Source organism: Prosthecobacter sp., assembly GCF_044226605.1.
In the GTDB taxonomy this organism is placed as follows: Bacteria; Verrucomicrobiota; Verrucomicrobiia; order Verrucomicrobiales; family Verrucomicrobiaceae; genus Prosthecobacter.
This window is the reverse complement of record NZ_JBGAGS010000002.1, coordinates 93,404-114,487: the sequence shown is the minus strand read 5'-3', so window position 1 is coordinate 114,487 and position 21,084 is coordinate 93,404. Positions and strand designations below refer to the sequence as shown.

General features: G+C 60.2%; 21 protein-coding genes. 5 read left to right on the top strand and 16 right to left on the bottom strand.

The window, feature by feature from the left end; translation table 11 throughout:
* The first annotated feature begins 56 nt into the window (after positions 1-56).
* Entirely contained in the window at positions 57-1,055 is a 999-nt protein-coding gene (locus tag ACILSO_RS02640; protein ID WP_395735811.1) for a cobalamin-independent methionine synthase II family protein, read from the top strand.
* Positions 1,056-1,075: 20 nt separating this feature from the next.
* The gene (locus tag ACILSO_RS02635; protein ID WP_395735810.1) at positions 1,076-1,480 is read left to right on the top strand and encodes a hypothetical protein; all 405 of its coding nucleotides are present in this window, start codon (positions 1,076-1,078) and stop codon (positions 1,478-1,480) included.
* A gap of 5 nt (positions 1,481-1,485) precedes the next feature.
* Here the strand turns inward: ACILSO_RS02635 and ACILSO_RS02630 are convergent, their stop codons facing one another.
* The 6 genes from ACILSO_RS02630 to ACILSO_RS02605 all read right to left on the bottom strand — a co-directional run bounded on the left by ACILSO_RS02630 (position 1,486) and on the right by ACILSO_RS02605 (position 5,371).
* Entirely contained in the window at positions 1,486-2,214 is a 729-nt protein-coding gene (locus tag ACILSO_RS02630) for a hypothetical protein (RefSeq protein ID WP_395735809.1), read from the bottom strand.
* Entirely contained in the window at positions 2,211-2,750 is a 540-nt protein-coding gene (locus ACILSO_RS02625) for an RNA polymerase sigma factor (RefSeq protein ID WP_395735808.1), read from the bottom strand. The genes ACILSO_RS02630 and ACILSO_RS02625 overlap by 4 nt, the downstream gene beginning before the upstream one ends.
* A 117-nt stretch (positions 2,751-2,867) precedes the next feature.
* The gene (locus tag ACILSO_RS02620) at positions 2,868-3,326 is read right to left on the bottom strand and encodes a DoxX family protein (RefSeq protein WP_395735807.1); all 459 of its coding nucleotides are present in this window, start codon (positions 3,324-3,326) and stop codon (positions 2,868-2,870) included.
* Positions 3,323-4,195, bottom strand: coding sequence for a putative DNA-binding domain-containing protein (locus tag ACILSO_RS02615; RefSeq protein ID WP_395735806.1), 873 nt, complete (start codon positions 4,193-4,195; stop codon positions 3,323-3,325). The genes ACILSO_RS02620 and ACILSO_RS02615 overlap by 4 nt, the downstream gene beginning before the upstream one ends.
* On the bottom strand, positions 4,176-5,018 hold the full coding sequence (locus ACILSO_RS02610; protein ID WP_395735805.1) for a DUF692 domain-containing protein: 843 nt from the start codon (positions 5,016-5,018) through the stop codon (positions 4,176-4,178). The genes ACILSO_RS02615 and ACILSO_RS02610 overlap by 20 nt, the downstream gene beginning before the upstream one ends.
* A 95-nt stretch (positions 5,019-5,113) precedes the next feature.
* A complete protein-coding gene (locus tag ACILSO_RS02605) occupies positions 5,114-5,371 on the bottom strand; it encodes a hypothetical protein (RefSeq protein WP_395735804.1) in 258 nt (85 codons plus the stop codon).
* 186 nt (positions 5,372-5,557) lie between these two features.
* Between ACILSO_RS02605 and mpl the strand changes: the two genes are divergently transcribed.
* Positions 5,558-6,940, top strand: a complete 1,383-nt coding sequence (mpl, locus tag ACILSO_RS02600; RefSeq protein WP_395735803.1) for a UDP-N-acetylmuramate:L-alanyl-gamma-D-glutamyl-meso-diaminopimelate ligase — start codon at positions 5,558-5,560, stop codon at positions 6,938-6,940.
* A gap of 137 nt (positions 6,941-7,077) precedes the next feature.
* On the opposite strand, the gene ACILSO_RS02595 is transcribed toward mpl, so the two are convergent.
* Positions 7,078-8,427 carry a L,D-transpeptidase family protein gene (locus tag ACILSO_RS02595; protein WP_395735802.1) on the bottom strand — a complete coding sequence of 450 codons (1,350 nt, stop codon included), beginning with the start codon at positions 8,425-8,427 and terminating at the stop codon, positions 7,078-7,080.
* Positions 8,428-8,702: 275 nt separating this feature from the next.
* On the opposite strand from ACILSO_RS02595, the gene ACILSO_RS02590 reads away from it, so the two are divergent.
* Positions 8,703-9,608: a PEP-CTERM sorting domain-containing protein gene (locus ACILSO_RS02590; protein ID WP_395735801.1), complete on the top strand. Its 906-nt coding sequence runs from the start codon at positions 8,703-8,705 to the stop codon at positions 9,606-9,608.
* On the opposite strand, the gene ACILSO_RS02585 is transcribed toward ACILSO_RS02590, so the two are convergent.
* The 5 genes from ACILSO_RS02585 to glpK form a co-directional block, all read right to left on the bottom strand.
* A complete protein-coding gene (locus ACILSO_RS02585) occupies positions 9,592-10,614 on the bottom strand; it encodes a PIN/TRAM domain-containing protein (RefSeq protein ID WP_395735800.1) in 1,023 nt (340 codons plus the stop codon). The two genes, ACILSO_RS02590 and ACILSO_RS02585, sit on opposite strands and share 17 nt — an antisense overlap.
* 63 nt (positions 10,615-10,677) lie before the next feature.
* Positions 10,678-11,550: a hypothetical protein gene (locus ACILSO_RS02580; RefSeq protein WP_395735799.1), complete on the bottom strand. Its 873-nt coding sequence runs from the start codon at positions 11,548-11,550 to the stop codon at positions 10,678-10,680.
* 97 nt (positions 11,551-11,647) lie between these two features.
* On the bottom strand, positions 11,648-13,735 hold the full coding sequence (recG, locus tag ACILSO_RS02575) for an ATP-dependent DNA helicase RecG (RefSeq protein WP_395735798.1): 2,088 nt from the start codon (positions 13,733-13,735) through the stop codon (positions 11,648-11,650).
* A 49-nt stretch (positions 13,736-13,784) separates the two neighbouring features.
* Positions 13,785-14,861: a GNAT family N-acetyltransferase gene (locus tag ACILSO_RS02570; RefSeq protein WP_395735797.1), complete on the bottom strand. Its 1,077-nt coding sequence runs from the start codon at positions 14,859-14,861 to the stop codon at positions 13,785-13,787.
* Complete coding sequence (glpK, locus tag ACILSO_RS02565) at positions 14,858-16,348, bottom strand: glycerol kinase GlpK (RefSeq protein ID WP_395735796.1); 1,491 nt, start codon at positions 16,346-16,348, stop codon at positions 14,858-14,860. Before glpK ends, ACILSO_RS02570 begins: the two co-directional genes overlap by 4 nt.
* Before the next feature lie 127 nt (positions 16,349-16,475).
* Between glpK and ACILSO_RS02560 the strand changes: the two genes are divergently transcribed.
* Positions 16,476-17,120, top strand: coding sequence for a hypothetical protein (locus tag ACILSO_RS02560; protein ID WP_395735795.1), 645 nt, complete (start codon positions 16,476-16,478; stop codon positions 17,118-17,120).
* A gap of 69 nt (positions 17,121-17,189) precedes the next feature.
* On the opposite strand, the gene ACILSO_RS02555 is transcribed toward ACILSO_RS02560, so the two are convergent.
* The 4 genes from ACILSO_RS02555 to ACILSO_RS02540 are packed head-to-tail and all read right to left on the bottom strand — an operon-like array spanning position 17,190 to position 21,073.
* Positions 17,190-17,924, bottom strand: a complete 735-nt coding sequence (locus ACILSO_RS02555) for a DUF1080 domain-containing protein (RefSeq protein ID WP_395735794.1) — start codon at positions 17,922-17,924, stop codon at positions 17,190-17,192.
* Positions 17,925-17,953: 29 nt separating this feature from the next.
* A complete protein-coding gene (locus tag ACILSO_RS02550; protein ID WP_395735793.1) occupies positions 17,954-18,931 on the bottom strand; it encodes a carboxylesterase family protein in 978 nt (325 codons plus the stop codon).
* A gap of 30 nt (positions 18,932-18,961) precedes the next feature.
* Complete coding sequence (locus ACILSO_RS02545) at positions 18,962-19,915, bottom strand: carboxylesterase family protein (protein ID WP_395735792.1); 954 nt, start codon at positions 19,913-19,915, stop codon at positions 18,962-18,964.
* A 21-nt stretch (positions 19,916-19,936) separates the two neighbouring features.
* Positions 19,937-21,073, bottom strand: coding sequence for a serine hydrolase domain-containing protein (locus tag ACILSO_RS02540; protein WP_395735791.1), 1,137 nt, complete (start codon positions 21,071-21,073; stop codon positions 19,937-19,939).
* Positions 21,074-21,084 lie beyond the last annotated feature (11 nt).

Sequence of the window (21,084 nt, the reverse complement as noted above, 5' to 3'; positions counted from 1 at the left end):
TTTGGACAATTGCACCCGCGCATTCCCATTCTGCGGGATGCTGACTAGGCTGCCGCATGGCCACCATCCAGACCACCACCGTCGGCTCCTATCCCGTCCCCGAATGGCTCAGCGCCCTGCCCAGCGAAGCCGCCGTCATTGATGCCACGCGTGTGGTCTTCGACACCCAGCGCCAGGCTGGCATCGACCTTCCCACGGATGGCGAGCTCTACCGCTTCGATGTCAATCATCCCGACACCAACGGCATGATCGAATACTTCGTCCACAAACTGGGCGGCATCGACAGCCGCGTGGGACGTGCCGACGCGGCAGCCTTCCGTGCCAAGCATGAGATGGCCTTCCGCAGCAAACCCGCAGCCGTGGTGCGCGGCCCCATCACCGAAGGCGTGCTCAATCTGGCCGAGGACTGCGCCCGCGCGGGCCGGGTGGCCGGCGGCCCCTTTAAATTCACCCTCACCAGCCCCTACATGCTGGCCCGCACGCTGCTGGACACGCATTACAACGACTTTGCCGCCCTTAACATGGCCATCGCCGACGCCTTGGCCGCCCAGGCAGCCGATCTGCAATGCGACTGTGTACAGGTGGATGAAGCGAACATCCCCGGCAATCCCGCTGATGCACCCATCGCCGCCGCGGGCATCAACCGCGTGCTGGATGCCGTCAAAGGCACCAAGGCTGTGCACTTCTGCTTTGGCAACTACGGCGGCCAGACCATCCAGAAAGGCGAGTGGGCCGCGCTCATCACCTTCCTCAATTCCCTGCACGCCGACCACCTCGTGCTCGAACTGGCCCACCGTCCCGCTGCGGACCTCGACGCCCTGAAGGAGCTTGATCCCAAAATCGGCGTCGGCCTCGGCGTGGTGGACATCAAGGTGAACCACGTCGAAACCGCCGACGAAATCGCCCGCCGCATCGAAGCCGCGGAGAAAAAGCTCGGCACAGGCCGGGTAAAATTCATTCACCCCGACTGCGGCTTCTGGATGCTCAAACGCAGCGTCGCCGACCGCAAGATTGAGGCCCTGGCAAAGGGCCGTGACAAATTCGAAGGACGGTGATTGTTTCCCAGGTCCTCCCTATGAAACGAATCATACTTCTCTCCACCTCGATCGCACTGGCCTCCTGCGCCAGCTTCATCAACACGCACCGCATGCATGCGGCGCAGACGAAGCTGCAAGCCGCGCGCAAACTGCAGCAAGGCGGCCAGTGGGATGCCGCGTTGGAAATGGCGGAACGAATGCATTCCAGCGTGGCCAAAAGCATCGAAACCGCTCCCACGCATAAAGGTCCGGGCGGAATTCTCGTGGACATTCGGCCTCTGCTCACCGGGTGGGAAACCGGTCCGTTTGCCTCGCTCAAGTCCGCCCTGCAGAAGCATGACTCCCACAGCGCCACCTCCGCTTTTGCCTCCCTCCGCCAGCAGTGCATGAACTGCCATGCGGTGATCGGCAAGGCGGACATCAAGCTGCAGGAGATCCCGTAATTCTCTCACGCCAGCCCAAACAGCTTTTTAAGCTCCGCTTCATTGGCCGTCGTGGCCAGCAGGAATGTCTGGCCGCCATCACTCCAGCTGGCCATGCTCCAGTTTTTGCTGTTTGTGAACTGGGGCTTGAGTTGCGGTGGGGCTCCCGAAAGGCCGCTGTTGTCCACCACGACGAGGTGCGCCTCTTTGCCAGGCTGAATTTCAAAACAGATGATGGAGGCTGGCCGCCCATCGACTTTGATGCGTTTGCAGGCAAGCACGGGCATCAAACCCACTGTACCGGGAAGCCGGCCCGGAGCAGGCGAATGATGGGCAATCAACTGCTTCTTGAGTGCCTCGAGATCATGTGAGGCGTGATCGACCTTCATCATGCCATATTCGACTTTTGTCACAGCCGCGAGCGATTCAGCCTGCCAAGCGGGCATCTCGCTGTTCACAGGCCAGAGCATGGTCCAGCTCAGAACCATCGCAGCTGCAGCTGCGGACAGCGTTGGCAGAATCCAGCGCATGGATCGTTTGGCAGGTTTTCTGGCGTTTTGCAGAATGCTCTCACGCAATCCCGCAGGAATGGATGCAGCAAATACATCGGCGACCTGCTCGTCAAACGCGGTGCGCTTCGTTAGCCATGCGCCCAGCTCAGGATCGCTCTCCGCCATCGCGCGCGCCTCGGGAGACGCGTCCTGGGGGCGGAGCGTCGTGGCGTCGAGTTCGAGTCTGGCTTCTTCGCGGTTCACGAGGCGGCAAGGGGGATGATGTTGGAGGCGGTTGAATTATCAATCCGGCGCAAAATGGTGCGCAGGCTGTCTTTCGCGCGGGAGAGGCGCGACATCACTGTACCGATGGGCACGCCCAGTGTCTCAGCGATGTCGCGATAAGATAGCTCCTTGAGATAAAAAAGCACCAGCGGAGCGCGGTAGTTGGGTTCGAGCTCCTCCAGTGCGGTCTGGAGAGTCGCGCTGTCCACACGGGGATTTTCGCCGTCATCGTGGTTTTGAGCCTCCCCATGCTGGTCGGGTTCAAACTCTACCTCCTCGTACTTTTTCTCCCGCCGGGCGATGCTGAGCCACTCGCGGTAGATCGTGGTAAACAGCCAGGTCTTCACTTTGGAGGCATCCCGCAGCGTGTGGCCCTTCTTCGCCCACTGCAAAAAAGTCTGCTGCACCAGATCCTGCGCCGTGGCCTCACGCCGGCACATGCTCAGCGCAAAGCGGTAGAGACCCTGATAGTGGGCGTCCACGATCTGCTCGAAGCTGGGCACGGAGTCAGTCACGCGTCGAGGTATCGTGCGGGTTGCAGGCAGTTCAATGCCGAATTGAAGGGCAGATTCCATGAGTTCATGGGCGGATATTCAGGTAGGAGACGGCGCGTCGGCGTTTATTCCCGCCATTCACGCCTTTTTTCGCCGGCGCAGCAGTTCATCCACCGAGAACTTGCCTGGGCCAAAGATGAAGACGATCACGCTGGCGAGCAAAAAGAGAAACGGCGGGGCTGTGACGAAGGAGTCAGCATCAGACCAGATCGTCTTTATCACATCCAGATGCGCCGTGCCGTAGGCCACCAGCATGGTGAAAATGAGGGGCACACAGATGCTTCGGGAGAAGAGACCGGAGAGAAGCAGCAAACCGCCAAAGCATTCCGTGCAGCCGGCCAGCCACGCATTGAGCTGCGGAAAGGGAATGCCCAGCTCTGTAAAGAAAGCCGTGGGCGCACTGATGTCGCTGAGCTTGCCTTTGCCAGTCTGGAAAAACTGCCAGCCCCAGTAAAGACGGATGCCGAGCAGAAAGGGATCCGGCAGATAGCTGGCGATGCGGTCGAGGAGAGTGTTGGCAAGGGTCCAGGGCTTCATGATTTGCGGTGAGATTTGACGAACCAGCCGAGCTGGGAGAATTCAGCGAACCAGTCGCGGATTTGTGCCGGCCAGTCGGTTTCCGGATTGGTACCCGCGAGGGCGAGTTCGGTGGCATCGGCGAGGGTGAGGCCATCCCGCAGCGCGGCGAGCATGGCAAAGGACTCCGGCGCAAGCCGCTTGAAGTAGAGCTGATTGTCGTGGCGATGGACGACGAGATGCACCCGCTCTTTCTTGAGCCGCGGCACTTTGCCGATGTTTTCCCGCGCGGGAGCACTGGACATGGCCTGGCTGGCGGAACCGCGCACGTCGGCGTCAGATTTTTTCATCGCGGTGATGAAGTGATCCACCGCGTGCCCAATCTGCAAAAGCACGACGCACGGCTGGATCCCAAGATGCAGCGAGGAGGGGTCGGCCCCGAGCAGATCATCCATGTGCAGCGGCTTTTTCAGCGCCTCATCAAAAGCCAGCGTCTGCGCCCACTCCACACAGGCCACATCACGCGCCTTGTCATCCGTGATGAAGGCGGGAAGCGCGGAACCGAGATTGCGCAAAGTCCACGAAGTGCTGGGGTGCTGCGCCAGGTATTCACGGCAGAGCTTGTGGAAACGGCGCTCTCCCAGCAAGACACGCAGCGCAGGGTAGTCGTCGTAAAGGCAGTCGAGCAGACGAAACCAGTACTGGCGTGCGTAGATCTCGAGACGCTCAAACCCGCTCATGCGATCATTCGGCGTGATGAAATCGACCTGCGTGCTGGCGTGCATGCCGTTCCTGTGCGTGAGCGGCTGCATGAGTGCCGCGGCCATGGTGCGCTGAAGCTGGCGCAGGTCGGCGTTCGTGCGGAGCCGGCTAGGCGTGGGCGTGTTCATGCAGGTAGCGGTTGGCCTTGAGCGCCTCGGCGTGGACTTCGTCAAAGCTGGGAATCTTGTCGTCCCATTCGAGCAGCGTGGCAGTGCTGCCGGAAAGTCGGATGGCTTCAGCGTAGAGATCCCACACAGGATCTTGCACAGGGTGATCGTGGGTGTCCAAAATCACCTGATCCAGCCGCGTGTGTCCGGCAATGTGGATCTGCCCAACACGGTGATGAGGCACAGCCCGAAGATATTGGAAGGGATCAAAACCGTGATTCTGCGATGAGACGTAAATGTTGTTCACATCCAGCAGGATGCCACAATCCGCCAGCTCCACGACTTCGTTGAGGAACTCCCACTCCGTCATTTCGTTCTGGGTGAATTCGGCATAGCTGCTCACGTTTTCCACGCAGATGGGCACTTCGAGAAAATCGCGGGCCTGTTTGATCTTCTCCGCAGTGTGCCTGGCCACACTCAGGGTGTAGGGCATGGGCAGAAGATCATGCGAACATCGGCCATCAACGCTGCCCCAGCAGAGATGATCCGAGAGCCAGGGCGTGTCGGTGCGCTTCACCAGGCGCTTCAGTTTTTTGAGGTGCTCGCGGTTCAGCGGATCCGCGTTTCCAAAGTACATCGAGACTCCATGCTGCACCACGCGATACTGTTCCAAAATGCTGTCCAGCACTTCCAGCGGACGCCCGCCATCGACCATGAAGTTTTCGGAGATGATCTCAAACCAGCCGCATAGCGGCCTCTTCTCCAAAATGTGCCGGTAGTGCGGCACACGGAGTCCTAGACCGATGCCGAGGTCCGTATAACCGTTGTGGGGATTTGCAGGCATGCTCCGTAGTTCAAAAGCTAAAGGTTGCTCCTGGTAAGCCAGACTGTCCGCAGCCACTCACGGGGGTGGCAGGTGGCTGCGGCAGTCCGCCTTCTTCACTTCTTCGGCATGGTGTTGCAGCCGCCTTTGCCTTTGCAGGAGTTCTTGCCTTTGCAGCCGTTGTCGCCGGATTTGCAGCCACCCTGCCCCTTGCAGTCGTTGTGTCCTTTGCAGGTGTGCTGGCCTTTGTCAGCCATCTTTTCAATGGAGACGCCGAGGCTGGCGGCCTTCTGAGTGCTGGTGGTCTGGGCGGCGTAAGCTCCGGACAGAAGACCGGTGAAGGCTGCGGCGGCGATGATGTGCTTGGTGCTCATGAGCGGGGTGCGTTGGTTTGTTTGTAGGTGTGTTTCGGCTGGCCGAGTGGATTCGAGCCATCGTCACGTGTGAGCGGCCGTTCGTGCGATTATTCCGGCGGAACTGAACTTTCTTTTAGCAGGGGGCAAAAATGCCTGCTTTAGTACCTGCCTGCGCACGACTTCCAGGCTGCGCCCTCTCCCTCCATGGCATCCACCAAGCACATTCATTTCATCGGCATCTGCGGCACTGCGATGGGCTCCACCGCAGTCGCGCTGCGCGCCCTAGGCCACACCATCAGCGGCTCCGACAATCAGGTCTATCCGCCCATGAGCGATGTGCTGCGCAATGCCGGCATTACCGTGACCGAAGGTTACAAGCCGGAGAACCTGCCCCTGCAGGCTGATGTGTATGTAGTGGGGAATGCCATCTCCCGCGGCAATCCTGAACTCGAAACCCTTCTGGAGAAAAAGCTGCCTTATGTCTCGATGGCCGAGATGCTGAAACGAGAAGTCATCCAGGGCAAACGCAGCTTTGTCATCAGCGGCACGCATGGCAAGACGACCACGACCACGATGCTGGCCTGGATCTACGAGCACGCGGGCAAAAACCCTGGCTTCATGATCGGCGGCGTTCCGGAGAACTTTGAATCCGGCGCACGCTTCACCCACTCGGACCTGTTTGTCATCGAAGGAGACGAATACGACACCGCCTACTTCGACAAGCGCAGCAAGTTCCTGCACTACCTGCCGGAGTGCGCTATCGTAAACAACATCGAATTCGATCACGCCGACATCTTCCGTGACCTCGATGAAATCCTGCTCTCCTTCCAGCGCTTCCTCAATACCGTGCCGCGAAACGGCCTGGTGCTGATCAATGGTGACGATCCCAACTGCCTCAGCCTGCGCGCCAAGTGCCCCGCCCCGCTCAAAACCGTGGGCCTCGGCCCCGACTGCGACTTCCGCATCGCCATCACCGGCACCACGCCTGAAAGCACCCAGTTTGAACTCAACGGCACCGCCTTTGAAGTACCCATGGTCGGCGAATTCAACGCGCGCAATGCCGCCATGTGCGTCTGCGCCGCCCGCTTTGCTGGAATGAGGGATGATGAGATCCGCGCCGGACTGTCCAGCTTCCGGGGCATCCGCCGCCGCCAGCAGGAGCGGGGGGCAGCCCACGGCATCACTGTCATCGACGACTTCGGTCATCATCCCACCGCCATCCGCGAAACCCTGCGGGGCCTGCGCCAGCGCTACAGCGGCCGCCGCCTGTGGGCCATCTTTGAACCGCGCTCCAACACCAGCCGACGCAACGTGCTGCAAAACGAGCTGATCGAAGCCCTTACCGAGGCCGATGGCTCCGTCATTGCCGCCGTGGCCAATCCCGAAAAAGTCGCCGCCGAGCAGCGCCTGGACACCGCAAAGGTGGCAGAATCCGTCACTGCCCGTGGCAAGCCCTGCTACTTCGAAGCCAGCACCGACGCCATCGTCAGCCGCCTCAAGAAGGAAACCCGCACCGGGGATGTGATCGTGGTATTCAGCAACGGCGGCTTCGACGGCATCCACGACAAGCTGCTGGCTACGCTGTAGCCGTTGACAGTTGTTTACGGTAGTTGACGATTGTTGACAGTGGTTTTCCAAACCGGAGAAGCGGCTTTGCCGCCTTCACAACAACCGTGAACCACGGTCAACAACTGTAAACAATCGTCAACCCAGCCTCGGCTTCCTCAATAAACAATCTCCACCTCATCCCCCACCCGCACCTGGCTGAAGAACTGCTTCGCCTTTTCATACGGCAGGCGGATGCAGCCATGCGAGGCGGGCTGTCCGGTGACATACCCGCTGTGCAGGCCGATGGCACCGCAGTTCAAACGCATAAACCAAGGCATCGCGACGTGGTAGAGCGTTGATACATGGGAGGTATGCTTGTCGGTGATGACATAGCGCCCCGCCGGAGTTCCATAGCCTTCACGACCGGTGGAGACCATGGTGTGATTGATGATGCGGCCCCGCTTGGTCACCCAGGCACGCTGGCTGGAAAGATCGACGGTGACGAGTGTGTCCGGCTCGGATTCGGGGTCCCGGCCAAGCAGCACGCGCATGAGAAAGAGGTACCCCTGCGTGGCGGCAAAGTTGATTGGATAGCGGTGGTAGCGCGTGGTGCCCATTCCAGGCTTGCCGCCGGCTCGCATCAGCGTCACAGCCCCCTCGACATCGCCGCGCGCGGCACAGCAGATCAGGGGTGTGATTCCGCGGTCGCTCTCCATGGCATTGCGCAGATCTTTGATGGAACAGCGGTCAATCACCTGCTTGATAACCGGGGTATTGAACCGCGTGTTGGGATCCACTCCAAAATCCAGCAATGCCTTGAGCACGGGCACGTTGCGGCGCAGGGAGGCCAGCGCGATCGGAGGCTGTTTTTCGTGTGCTGGCTGGGTCAGGCTGGCCCCGGACAGCGCCAGAACATACACGCAGTCAGCACGCCCCATGCGAACGGCGGCACACAAGGGAGTGTCCCCACCCAGAGTCATTTCATTCGGCGAAATACCCATCGCGATCAGTCTGGCCAGATGCGCAGGATCATCATTCAGCACCGCCTGATAGGCCTGCGGAAGGGCATCAGTGCGCGGCATCAGACGCGTCCAATGCTCTGCAATGGGATCAACCACCGGGCGCCAGGCGGGAATCTCCACGGCTTTCAGAGGCGCTGGTTTGGCAGGTTTGGGGGCCGCAGCCACCACGGGTTCAGGATGGACAGGTTTCGCAGGAGCAGCAGGCTTGGTCTTGGCTGCCTCAGCCGCACGCCGGATGGCCTCCTTATCGGGGTTCTGCGGCATGGGCAGCGGGCGTTCGGGACTGAACGTGGCATCCACCGGCAATGCGGCGCGGATTTCCGCTCCGTTCTCGCTCAGCTTTCCCTGTCTCACCTTGCTGTTTGCAGCGGTGGGCAGCGCTACGCGGTCCACCCGAAACATTTCATGATCCTTCAAAACGTGGATGATCCCTGCGCAAACTCCCACGCCGACGAGCGGCGGAAGCACACAGGCACCCAGCATGTTGAACCATTTGTTTTTCATTTCTGCGTCACAAGTTCGCCATCCATAACAAAAATGACCGATGTGTCGAGCGTGGATTTCGGTGAGCAGGCATCATTCCATTTCCAAAAGGAGTTTCCCTCCCCCCTCAGGGTGTGATTTTAGGTCGATTCATCAATCTTTTATGGTAATTCAGAAAGAGAGTGAGACGGTACTTGATGTTCCAGCGCTCCAAAACATCGGCATCCCTTCGCTCGCGCGTCACATGCGCTGCCTTGGCTTGGCTGTGTCTGGGCGTCTTTCCATGCCAGGCGATCGTGTTTGAAGCCACCGGAGATCCCTTCCACAACACCACTGCGCCCACGGGTGCCTTTTTGAATTCAGGATGGCAGTATGAAGGATCGTATGGTGCTTACCTCGGCACCATGATTGCCCCGCAATACTTTATCACGGCACAGCACTTCGGCACTCAGGGCAGCACTTTTACTCAAAGCAGCACCTTCAATGGTGTGGGTGACATGACCTATCACATCGATGCGGCCGCCAACGGGGGCCTGGGCTATTGGGACATCGCGGGCACGGATCTCCGCATCTTTAAAATTCAGGAATATTTTTCCAGTTACGCTCCCCTCTATACAGGCTCCTCTGAAACTGGAATGACCATGGAAATCAACGGCCGTGGCGGCCCGCGTGGCGCGGATGTCCTGGTGGGCAGCGCTCTGCATGGCTGGCAGGAAACCACTCCAGATGGCGTGGCACGCTGGGGCAGCAACACCGTGAGCGGCATTTATTCCAGCGCTATCGGCGATCTGCTCACCGCCTCCTTCAGTGCCAGCGGCACAGCCGAGGAAGCCACGCTTTCCAATGGCGATTCCGGTGGCGGTGTCTTCGTGGATGACGGCGGCATCTGGAAACTGGCGGGCGTGAACTACAGCATCGACGGCATGTTTGACACAAACAACGTCGTAGGAGACGGCTCCGACTTTAACGCGGCTTTGTTTGATCGCGGCGGCCTCTACCAAGGTTCCGATGCCTTTGGCTGGTCCCTCGTCCCCGATCTGCCCCTCGACAATCCCTCCAGCATGTATGCGTCCCGTATTTCCACCAGCGCCGACGCCATCATGGCCATCGCTGTTGTCCCGGAGCCGAGTTCTGCTCTGCTTCTGGCTCTCGCGATCGCCTGCAGCGTGACGACGCGCAGGCGCCTCACGCGCCGGGCTTGATCTCGGCAAAGATCAGCCGTCCCGCACTCGTGGGCAGCGTGCCGGAGACCACCACATCCACAGTCTGGCCGATCTTGGGTGCGGCATTGTTCACCACGATCATGGCACCGTCCGGCAAGTAACCCACTGCCTGGTTTTTGTCCTTGCCCTGCTTCGTCAGCAGCAGCCGCAGTTCATCTCCCACGCTCAGCTCCGGATTCAGCGCCCCGGCCAGTTCGCGAAAACTGAGCACGGTGATGCCGCGCAGCCGGGCCACTTTGGTGAGGTTGTCGTCACTGGTCAGCAGCCGTGCATTCAGCTCCCGCGCCAGCGTCACCAGCCGCACTTCCAGTGGCACATCGGACAAGCCGTCTTCATGGATGGACACCTTCATCTCCGGCTTGGCGCGCATCTTTTCCATCATCTCCAGCCCCCGCTTGCCCCGCAGGGACTGCGCCGGTTCGGCAGAGTCAGAAAGCTGCTGAAGTTCATCCAAAACGCAGCGTGGCACCACCACGGCGCCGCTGAGGAACCCCGTGGCAAACACGGCCGGCAGCCTCGAATCGATGACCGCATTGGTGTCCAGGAGCAATGGTTCACCTTCAGAGCCGTCCCGCCGGAAGCGGATGTAGGGGATCAAAAAGGCAAACTGGTCCCGGTCGCTGCGCAGCGCAAACGTCACTCCGAAAAACGCGAGCGTGCCGTAGATGCAGATTTCCACCACGTTTTGCAGTGCTGCCGCCTCCTCATGATTTTGAAAATAGGCGAGCTGAAACACACCGATGCGTGTGATCAGCCACGCACAAAACAAACCCACTGCCAGCCCCAGCGTGGCGTGCGAGAAATCTCGCAGGGTGAAGTGCGCCAGAATGGAGTCCAGGATCACGAGCATTCCCATGAAAACCGCACCACCTACCGCGCCCACCCAGGCATCCTGCTGCAGCCCCAGGGCAATGGCGATGCCAATGAAAACGGAGAACGCAAAGAACAGCGCGCGCACTAGGCGTATGGACCAGGATGTCTTCATGGAGATGCGCACGGATTAACGGCAAAACGGAGACCGGGCAAAAGGATTCTCCCCCGGATTCCGTCATGGCCTGAAGGCCAGCCCACCGCGCCGGGTAAACTGCAGCTCCACACCGGCCTCCGCAAACACCCGCCCCATCTCCCTTTCCAGCTCCTCCACGCTGCGCCCTGCCAGAATGCACTCCCTCACCGCCCGCTCCTCCGGCATGCCCTGCTCCATGGCATGCAGCAGTGCCTTTACGCCCGCGCCTTCCCCTCCCCTGTCCAGATACTGAAGATAAAACGTCAGCAGCATGGCCGAGGCGCGGTTTTCATTGGCAGCCTGAGTCTCCAGGCCCGCCGCCCAGCTTTTGGCATCCATGGCCAGCAGCTCAGACAAATTCAGCACTGCAAATCTCACCGCCAGCCCCATCTGCCTCGCCCCCGCCTCCCGCAGGCTTTGCCGCAGGCGGTCGATCGTTTGTGCCGGAGAAAGTCTGGCATTCTTTTCCACGGCAAAATCGGGAATGTCCGTCAGCAGCCACACTGGCGGCGGCTGTTTGATTGTTTCTTTCTGCGCCGGAAGCGGTGGTTCCAGCGAGATCGGGACCGGAGCCACCACGCCAGGAGGAGCTGATGCTGCAGCAGCGGCAGGCGTCGGCTCTTTCCTCAAACCGTATGCCGCAAGAGCGGACGATTGCGCCGTCTGCAGCGGAGATTTCAGGCTTCGTGCTTCAACCAGGGGAGACTCACGTATCGCGATGGCGGCATGCGGATGCGGCGTCTCTTGTTTCAGCCACACTGCAAAAGCAGTCACACTCAGGGCGGCGGCTGCGCCAATCGTCACCCGCATCACGGTCCAAAAGCTCCGCTTGCCGTGCCGGCGCCGCGTTTTTTGAGCGACTTCGGCCTGGTCCATGAGCGCTACAGGCGCGCAACTGGGAGCAAGAGGATGCATGACACGAGGTACAAACCGGGTAAAACCTTCAATAGTCAAGCCCGCTAAACTAAGCCAAGCTTCAGGTCACCGGACATGCCGTGGCGCCTGCCGCCCCTCACTGCATCATCGCCTGGGCCTGTTCCGGTGCCACCGGTTCATCCCGGAATGCCGCCAAACTCGGGCGCTCCAGGTTCGGATCTTCGTCCAGCGTCCGCTCCGCCAGCTGCCGCGCCAGCCGCACCAGCCGGGTGTCCGCCAGCAGTTCGCCAAACAGCAGCGGGGCCTGCCCGCTCTGCGCATGCCCCAGCACATCCCCTGGCCCACGGCGGCGCAGATCTTCTTCGGCAATTTGAAATCCGTCGCTCGTCTCCTCCATGATCGCCAGCCGCTGGCGGTTCTCCTCATCCTTGTCATCCACAAACAGCACGCAGTAGCTCGTATGCGCCCCGCGGCCGATGCGCCCGCGCAGCTGATGAAGCTGCGCCAGGCCAAAGCGGCCCGCGTCATGAATGAACATCACCGTTGCATTCGGCACATCGATGCCCACTTCGATCACTGTCGTGGAAACCAGAGCGTCCAGCTTCCCTGCGCGGAAGCGTTTCATGACTTCCTCCTTCTCATCCGCGCTCATACGGCCATGCAGCAGCCCCACCTCGCAGGGAGCCAGCAGCTTGGACCATTCCTCATGTCCTTTGGTCGCTGCGCCCGCTTCCAGCTTCTCCGACTCGTCGATCAGCGCATACACGATGTATCCCTGCCGTCCCTCCTCGATCTGTTCGCGCAGGAATTTCGCCGCTTCCTTCAGCTTCGTCTTCGGCCGCACTTTGGTGACGATCTTCACTCCATCGCGTGGCTTTTGGTCGATGGTGGAAACATCGAGGTCGCCATACACCGTCAGCGTCAGCGTGCGCGGAATTGGCGTGGCCGTCAGCACCAGCACATCGGGCGTGTCCCCTTTGTGAATCAGCCGCGCACGCTGCGCCACGCCAAACTTATGCTGCTCGTCAATAACCACGATCCCCGTGTTGTGCATCAGCTCCGCGTCATGCAGCAGCGCATGGGTTCCGATGACGATTTCCGTTTTCCCCGAACTCTTTTTCCCACGCAGCAGTTCCACCCCATCCCCGTCCTCCCGCTTTGACCCCGTGCGCAGCGCCACTCGCAGGCCCAGAGGTTCCAGCCATTTCCGTGCATTGCGCGCATGCTGCTCCGCCAGGATCTGCGTGGGTGCCATCAGCACCGCCTGCCGTCCGGACTCAACCGCGCGCAGCATCGCCGCAAAGGCCACTACCGTCTTGCCACTGCCTACATCGCCATGCAGCAGGCGGTTCATCGGATTGCCTGAAGCCATGTCCTGGTGAATTTCGTCCAGGCAGCGCTGCTGCGCCGCAGTCAGCTGAAACGGTAGCTCCTTGAAAAAATCCCGCAGCAGCTCGCCCGTGCCCGCCTGCCTGCGTCCGCCGGATTCCAGCACGCGCCGCTTCCGCATGGCCACCCGCAGCTGGTAACCGTAAAACTCCTGCAGCGCCAGGTAGCGCCGTGCCTGCTCCAGCGTCTCCATGCTGGCTGGGAAATGCACCTCCCTCAGCGCCTTGGACCGAGACATCCCCGCAAACTCTCCATCCGCGCTCGGCTTCGGCAGCAGATCTTCCACAAACGACTCTGGAAGCGCCCGCAGCACATGCCACGCAGCCACGCGCAGCGCCTTCTGCGTCATCGCCCCGCGCAGCCGGTAGATCGGCGTGATGCGTCCCATGTGGATCTGCTCCGCATCATCATCCGCCCCGCCTTTGACGATCTCATACTCCGGGTGCGCCATGCTCAGCCGCCCCTTCGTGTCCTTGATCACCCCATAGACGATCAGCTCCTGTCCCTCCGCCAGCACCCGGCTCATGAAGGGCATGTTCCACCATTTCAGCGTCAGCTGCTGCCCCAGCAGCCCCGTCGCATGCCGCACCACCGCCTCAAACACCCCCGCCCTGCCAAAAAACTTGTTCCCCGTCTTCGTGACCAGCACATGATGGCACACCGGCAGCAGCCCCGCCTGAAACGCCAGCGCCTGCATCTGCCGCCGGTCCTCATGCCGGAACGGCAGCACCGCCATCACATCCCCCACCGTTTTCACCCCCTCCTTCCCCAGCAGCCGCGCCGCATGCGCCGGCATGCCAGGAACTTCAGCGAGGGAAAGGTTGAGAGGGATCACCGGGTGAAATGGAATGCGCGGGCGGGGGTGTCAAAGAGGAACTAAGGCCTCACACCGCCTTCTCCATCACATAGTCATCCATCACAAACCCGCTGCCGATGTCGCTGACGACGTCCTCGGTGAACCGAAAACCGGCCCTCAAATAAGAGCGGATGGCCGGAGCGTTGCGCTTGTTCACGCGCAGGCGCACGGCCTTGCAGCGCAGTTCCCTGGCGCGATCCTCCGCCCAGCGGAGGGTGAAGGAGCCCAGGCCGTGGCCGTGCACCTCGGGCAGGAGGTAGAGCTTGTTGATAAAGAGCACCGGCTCAAACAGGAGCTTCTCAAACGAGATGTAGCCCACCGGCTTTGGCCCGGCGACCTCGACCAGCGCATACCACACGTCCCGCGCCTGCATCTCATGCGCCATGGAGCCGGGCTGGTACCAGATGGAAAGCATGTAGCGGATCTGCTCTTCGCTGATGATGCCGGGATAATACGCATGCCAGATCTCATGCCCAAGACGTTGCACCGTCACCAGTTCATGCGCGCCAATGCGGCGGATGCGAGCGGGGAGCGGTTCGTACTTTCGCGTTTGCAGCGTGCCCAGGGCATGCTGCCACACGTCCTCGTCCCGCGCAGGCGAGAGGCGGTGCAAATGACCGGCGATCTCACTCTTGGTCGGCTCCACGATCTGCTCCTCGCGGATTTGCTTCTGGTCCGAGGGAAACTCCGACTCCGGCAGGATCAACTGCGCAAGGTACCAGCACGCCCAGGCGCGCCAGGTACGCAGCTCCTTGTTCGGCTCCACCATGCGCGTGGCCAGATGCTGCCAGTGACGTCGCGGGTTCCCAATGAACTGACCCTCCACCCGGTGCTGCATAATCCAAACCAGCGCTAGATACGGCAGCGGCCATTTCGCCAGGATGGGTTCATCCTCCTTCAACGGCAACGAGAGCGCGCGGTTGAGAATGAGAATGCTCTTCGCCGGAAAACCTTCCCGCCACAGGCTCTGCGCATAGTGAAGAGCCGTTTCATAAAACAGCGGACCTCGCTCATGATTCAGCGCTTCGATGTCCGTGTGATCATAGTGCCGGTTTTCTTCCGGCAGAAACGGGCAGGGCGCGTTGATCCACTCTTTGTTCTTCACGCTGATTTATCCTCCCATCCCTTCGCACGGCCCAGTGCCCGGCCCCAGCCTTGTGTGATCTTGGCGCGGGCCGCCGCCTTCATGCCGGGCTTAAACTTGCGGTCCACCTGCCAGTGCTTGGCGATATCAGCCAGATCTTTCCAATAGCCCACGGCCAGCCCTGCGAGACAGGCGGCGCCGAGCGCAGTGGTTTCATTCACCTTCGGGCGCACCACAGGAACTCCAAGAAGATCGCACTGCAGTTGCATGAGCAGATTGTTCACGCACGCGCCGCCGTCCACACGCAGTTCCTTGAGCTTGATGCCCGCGTCCGCCTCCATGGCCTTCAGGATGTCCATGACCTGCAAAGCAATGCCCTCAAGCGCCGCACGCGCAATGTGCGCAGCCGTGGTGCCGCGCGTCATGCCCACCAGCGTGCCACGTGCGTACGCATCCCAATGCGGAGCGCCGAGACCCGCAAACGCAGGCACCAGGTAAACTCCGCCGGTGTCCGGCACACTCGCCGCAAGCGCTTCTACATCCGCCGACTGGCGGATGATGCCCAGCCCATCCCGCAGCCACTGAATGGCCGCGCCCGCAATAAACACGCTGCCTTCCAGCGCATACTCCGTGCGTCCGCCGATGCGCCAGGCCACCGTGGTGAGCAGCTTGTTTTTGGAGGCGATGGGCTTGGTGCCCGTGTTCATCAGCATGAAGCAGCCGGTGCCATAGGTGTTCTTCACCATGCCAGGCTTGGTGCAGATCTGCCCAAACAATGCCGACTGCTGATCTCCCGCGATGCCGGCGATGGGAATGGATCCGCCGAGCAGCGACGTCTCCCCAAACACGCCGCTGGAATCCTTCACCTCAGGCAGCATGGAGCGCGGCACGCCGAAGATTTTAAGCAGTTCATCATCCCAGGTGCCTTTCCGAATGTCATAAAGCATCGTCCGCGAGGCATTGCTCACATCCGTGGCATGCACCTTGCCGCCGGTAAGATTCCACAGCAGCCAGGAGTCGATGGTGCCAAAGGCCAGTTCCCCCTTCGCGGCCCGAGCCTTGGCCCCTTTCACATTCTGCAAAATCCACTGCACCTTCGTGGCGGAGAAATAGGCATCCACCACGAGCCCCGTCTTCTTTTGGATGATCTTGTCCAGCTTCTGCGCGCGCAGCTTGTCACACATGGGCGCCGTGCGGCGGTCCTGCCACACGATGGCATTGCAGATCGGCTTTCCTGTCTTGCGATCCCATACGACGGTTGTCTCACGCTGATTGGTGATGCCGATGGCACCCACGTCCGCCGCCGTAGCATGCGCTTTGTGCAGCACCTCTGATGCCACCCCGGCCTGCGTGGCCCAGATTTCCTGCGCATCGTGCTCCACCCAGCCCGGCTTCGGAAAGATCTGCTGGAATTCCTTCTGCGCCGTCGCCACGATGCCGCCGTCATGGTTGAAGAGGATGGCACGTGAGCTGGTGGTGCCCTGATCGAGAGCGAGTATGTATTTCATGGTTATTCCAGATGTTCCCAAGCCCGGCGCGTAGAGTCAATGCCTTACAAACTGCGGGGCAAGCTGTAGCTGGCATTTTTTCGCTGAAATGAATACTCTTGGCCGGAAAGCATCCAAACTCACCACCATGCAAACCATCCCTGAATCCGTTGCGCCCGCCGCACCGCGTGCGCGCTCCACGAAGAAAGTCGTGCTCATCACCCTCGCCGTCATCCTCGGCTGCGCGGGCATCGCCGCCGCCACCGGGGCCGTCTGGGTCAAGCATACCTTCTACCCCTCCGCCATGACTCCTGTGAGTCTGACCGCGAAGGAAAAAGAAGCCTTTGACAGCAAGCTGCAGGTCCTGAACAACCCGGCCACTGTCCCGCCTGAGGAGGCCAACCGCACGCTCGTGATCAACGAACGCGAAGTGAACGCCTACCTCGCCCAGCAGGAACTCGGCGAAAGCGTGCAGGTAAAATTCGGCGAAGGCCAGGTCTCCGCAGCCGTCATCCTCACCGCTCCGGAAGACTTCCCTATCGTCCCCAATCAAAAGATCCGTCTGCGCTTTACCTTTGGCACCAGCCTTTCCCCGGAGCACAAGCTCTCCCTGAAACTGGATGATCTCACCCTCGGCGGCATCTCTCTGCCCAACAGCTGGCTCGGCGACATGAAGGGTGTCGATCTCATCGCCCAGAACGTCGAGTCCGATCCCGCGCTGCAAAAGTTCCTTGCCGGCATTCAGTCCCTGGAAATCCACAACGGCACCCTCCGCCTCGTGCTAAACAAGTAAGCAACCTTTCAAAAATCAAAAAGCCGCAGGGAATCGCTCCCCTGCGGCTTTTTCGTTGGATTCAAAGACTCACTTTTTCGCGTCGGCCTCGGCAAGGATCTTCTTCGCCTCATCAGAGCCGATCTCGCGCACCTTCAGGTTGCGCCAGCGGATCTCGCCGCCGTGAGTTTGCAGCATGATAGGGCCTTTGGCAGGCAGCGGCTGGGTTTTGTCCCAGTAGTTTTCCATCACATTGCCGTCCACCACGAGCTTGTCATTCAGCCACACCCAGGTGCGCGCACCGATCTGGCGTATGCGGAAGCTGTTCCACTCGCCAAAGGGCTTGTCCGCCACCACCAGAGGATCACGCCCAGGCGTGTCCGGGGTGTTGTTGAACAGACCACCCGAGCCAAGGTGCGGTTTGCGTGTTGGCTTGGCCGGATCAAACACCTGGTTCTTGTCCCAGATCTGCACCTGCGGCGCGCCACGCAGGTAGATGCCGCTGTCGGCACCCGCCACGGTTTTGTATTCGATGAGGAATTCGATGTCGCCAAATTCCTCTTCCGTGGTGGCATAAGGTCCGTGGCCGTCATTGACCAGTTCGCCATTTTCGACCTTCCAGTCTGTGGCGAATTCATCGCGCATTTTCTTGAGCGCTTCCGTCTTCTTCTCGTCCTTGAGTTTGACGACGGAATGCGGGTTCAGGCCATACCAGCCGGCCAGATCTTTGCCGTTAAAAATCGGGCGAAATGCGGAGTCTTCAGCCCGCGAGATCAGACAGAGTGACAGCAGGGCGCCGCCTAGAGAGAGCGCTTTGAGTTTCATGTTCATCGGTCAGTAAAAGTCTGTTTCCTTCACTTCGTTTCCTTGAGTTTGGCAATGAGATATTCGGTGGTCGTCTTGTACTTCACATCCGCCGCACCTGGATAAACCACATCACAGGCCACACCCTTCTCCTTGCAGTGCTCCTGCAGTTTCACGCCGAAGTTCGCCGTGTGAGTCGGGTCCTTCTCTTCCTTGCCAATCGCTGGCGGCGCACCGAAGGAGCAATACACACCGGGGTCATCAGAAGTCACCAAGGCGTAAGGCGAGTACTCGTTGATCCATGGCAGGATGCGTTCACGCGCCGCCACGAAGTCATCGAAGTTTTTGAACTCACCCGCCTTGCTGAAGGCATGGCCGCCGTATTTGCTGTTCGGCGTCCACTCACGCATCTGCTGCGGGTCCAGCGTGGTCTGCGGGCCGTTCACAGCAGCAGTCAGCAGTCGTGTGGACTCGCGCTTGATGGGATCGCTGCTCTTGGGGTCCGCCATGTCGTCATGGAAGGCCAGCCAAAGGCTGCTGCACGCACCAGCCGAGCCGCCGCTCGCTGCGATGCGTGTCTTGTCGATGTTCCACTCCGCCGCCTTGCTGCGCACCGTCTGCAATGCCAGTGCTGCATCGGTCAAGGGTGCCTTCACCGGGGGCACCACATCCTGCGCCTGTGAGATGTAGCGGTAGTTGATCGACACAACGGAAATGCCCTCCTTCAAAAACGGCTCCACCGCGATGCCCGCCTTGTCCCCGCCCATCCAGCCGCCGCCATGGATAAAGAACAGCAGCGGCGTCGGCTTGTCTGATTTCGCCTGCCAAAAGTCCAGCACGTTCCGCTCAAACGGCCCATACTTCAGGTTCGCCACCGTCGGCGGCGGGTTCTTCGGGTAGTTTTTCTTGGCGGGTGCCTTCGCCGCTGGGGCCGCGGCTTTCTTGGCAGGAGCTTCAGCTTTTTTCGCCGGCGCATCGGCCGCGAACGAGATTGATGTGAGTAAGAGGAGGGAGAGAGCGAGTTTCATATCAATTTGGATTGGTATTTCGGATGTGGTTCAGGGTTTCTTCAGCGTCTCAATCAAAAAATCCGAGATGCTCTTATGCTTCACATCCGGCGCACCGGGATAGACCAGCTCGCATTCGTCTCCGATTTCGCGGCAATGTTCCTGGAGCTTCACGCCGTAGTTCGACGTATGGGTGGGATCCTTCTGTTCCTTGCCGATGGCCGGAACATTGGTGTAGTAAAGGTACACCGGCGGATCGTCCTTGCTCACAAGTTCATACGGCGAGTACATCTTGATCCACTTCAGCACAGACTCGCGTTTCTCCAAAAATTCGGCAAATCGCGTGTCGCGCGTCTTGCGCTCGTTTGGGTCCATAAAGCCGAAGGCATGACCACCGTAGCGGCTGTTGGGGGTCCACTCCTTAAGCTGCTTGGGGTCCAGCGAGGTCTGCGCACCGCTGACGGCGGCACACCAAAGGCGGGTGGACTCACGGGCGACAGGATCGCTGCTCTTTGGATCGGCCATGTCATCATGGAAGGCGAGGTAGAGGCTGGAGCATGCCCCTGCGGAGCCACCGCTGGCGCCGATGCGCTGCTTGTCGATGTTCCATTCCGCAGCCTTGCTGCGCACAAACTGCAGAGCGCGTGCCGCATCCTCCAGCGGCCATTGCACTGGTGGCATCACGCCTGCAAGCTGCGCCTGCCACGAATAGCGGTAGTTGATGGAAACCACGGAAATACCAGCCTTGAGGCAGGCCTCCAGTTCTCCCACGCCTGACTTGTCACCAGCCACCCAGCCGCCGCCGTGGATGAAAAACAGCAGCGGTGTCGGCTTGGAAGATTCAGCCTTGTAAAAGTCCAGCACCTGCCGCTCATGCGTGCCATAAGGCACATTGGCGACAGTCGGCGCACGTTTCGGAGCCGGTGCGGGCTTGGGGGTGGGAGCAGGTGTCTGCGCGTGCAGAGATGCCGCAAGGAGCAGCGTGAGGATGGCGGATGATTTCATGTGGGTTGGAGTAAACTGGGGTCAGGGTTTGGCAAATGTGTCAGCAGCGGCTTTTTGAAAAGCGGGAAGGATCTTCTTTCCTTCATCGGTTCTCCAGCCGCTGTGCTGCACCATGAAGACGGTGGCGATGCCTTTGGCAGGATCGATGTTCAGATGGGTGGAGTAGGCGCCACCATGGCCAAAGGCGGTGCCGTTGAGCTGGAATCCCAGGCTGTAGGCATTGAGGCCTTCTCCCGTCTGCTTGGTCTGCAGCTGCTTCAGCGAAGCTTCGGAGATGTAGCGTTTGCCGCCAAACTGGCCGCCGCTGAGCAGCATCTGGCAAAACCTGCCAACATCGGCTGCGGTGCTGAACAATCCTCCAGCGGGCATCGGCTGGCGGATGTGCTCGTGCAGGGGATAGTGCAGCTGAGTCACCTGCATGGCTTCAAGGCCGCTCTTGTCCGGATTGGGCTTGTACGAGGTGGCGATGCGCTCTTCCTGCGCTTCTGTGGGCCAGAAGGTGGTGTCCACCATTCCCAGAGGAGTGAAAAGACGCTGCTGCATGAAATCCTCATACCTCATGCCGGAGACGACTTCGATGATGCGGGCTGCGGTATTGATGCCGGCATTGGAGTACTGGTATTTGGAGTCTGGTTCAAATTGCAGCGCTGCGGCGGCGTAGCTTAGGACGGCCACACGGAGGGGAAGCATGTCGAGGGTGGGGTCTTCGACGGCGGATTTGAAAGTGAGACCACTCGTGTGGCTGAGGATGTTGCGCACGGTAATGGGGTGCCGGGGCTTCCGCAAAAGCACATGTTGTGTGTCTTTTTCCGCAATTACCATCTGCCCCTTAAACTCGGGCAGGTATTTTTCCACCGGGTCGTCCAGCGAGACCTTGCCCTCATCCACCAGCATAATGAAAGCGGTCGCGGTAATGGGTTTGCTCATGGAGGCAATCCAGAAAATGGCATCCTTGGTCATCGGCTTTTTGGCCTCGATGTCCGCCCAGCCGACGGTGGTCACGTCCAGCACCTTGTCTTTGTCAGCCACTAGCGTGACGGCTCCGGCGAGGACGTTGCCGTCCACAAACGGCTGCAAGGCAGTCGCGACGGGAGGCGGCGTCTCTGCATGCAGACCGGCAAGGGCGAAAAGGAAAATCGGGGCGAAGAGTTTCATCATCTGAGGGCAGA

Bases quoted from the DNA above. Each gene is read 5' to 3' on its own strand.
- ACILSO_RS02555 (WP_395735794.1), bottom strand. From the start codon at position 17,924: ATGAAACTCAAAGCGCTCTCTCTAGGCGGCGCCCTGCTGTCACTCTGT.
- ACILSO_RS02580 (WP_395735799.1), bottom strand. From the start codon at position 11,550: ATGCATCCTCTTGCTCCCAGTTGCGCGCCTGTAGCGCTCATGGACCAG.
- ACILSO_RS02605 (WP_395735804.1), bottom strand. From the start codon at position 5,371: ATGAGCACCAAGCACATCATCGCCGCCGCAGCCTTCACCGGTCTTCTG.
- ACILSO_RS02560 (WP_395735795.1), top strand. From the start codon at position 16,476: ATGCAAACCATCCCTGAATCCGTTGCGCCCGCCGCACCGCGTGCGCGC.
- ACILSO_RS02610 (WP_395735805.1), bottom strand. From the start codon at position 5,018: ATGCCTGCAAATCCCCACAACGGTTATACGGACCTCGGCATCGGTCTA.
- ACILSO_RS02585 (WP_395735800.1), bottom strand. From the start codon at position 10,614: ATGAAGACATCCTGGTCCATACGCCTAGTGCGCGCGCTGTTCTTTGCG.
- ACILSO_RS02545 (WP_395735792.1), bottom strand. From the start codon at position 19,915: ATGAAATCATCCGCCATCCTCACGCTGCTCCTTGCGGCATCTCTGCAC.
- ACILSO_RS02620 (WP_395735807.1), bottom strand. From the start codon at position 3,326: ATGAAGCCCTGGACCCTTGCCAACACTCTCCTCGACCGCATCGCCAGC.
- ACILSO_RS02540 (WP_395735791.1), bottom strand. From the start codon at position 21,073: ATGATGAAACTCTTCGCCCCGATTTTCCTTTTCGCCCTTGCCGGTCTG.
- ACILSO_RS02550 (WP_395735793.1), bottom strand. From the start codon at position 18,931: ATGAAACTCGCTCTCTCCCTCCTCTTACTCACATCAATCTCGTTCGCG.
- mpl (WP_395735803.1), top strand. From the start codon at position 5,558: ATGGCATCCACCAAGCACATTCATTTCATCGGCATCTGCGGCACTGCG.
- ACILSO_RS02635 (WP_395735810.1), top strand. From the start codon at position 1,076: ATGAAACGAATCATACTTCTCTCCACCTCGATCGCACTGGCCTCCTGC.
- ACILSO_RS02595 (WP_395735802.1), bottom strand. From the start codon at position 8,427: ATGAAAAACAAATGGTTCAACATGCTGGGTGCCTGTGTGCTTCCGCCG.
- ACILSO_RS02615 (WP_395735806.1), bottom strand. From the start codon at position 4,195: ATGAACACGCCCACGCCTAGCCGGCTCCGCACGAACGCCGACCTGCGC.
- glpK (WP_395735796.1), bottom strand. From the start codon at position 16,348: ATGAAATACATACTCGCTCTCGATCAGGGCACCACCAGCTCACGTGCC.
- ACILSO_RS02640 (WP_395735811.1), top strand. From the start codon at position 57: ATGGCCACCATCCAGACCACCACCGTCGGCTCCTATCCCGTCCCCGAA.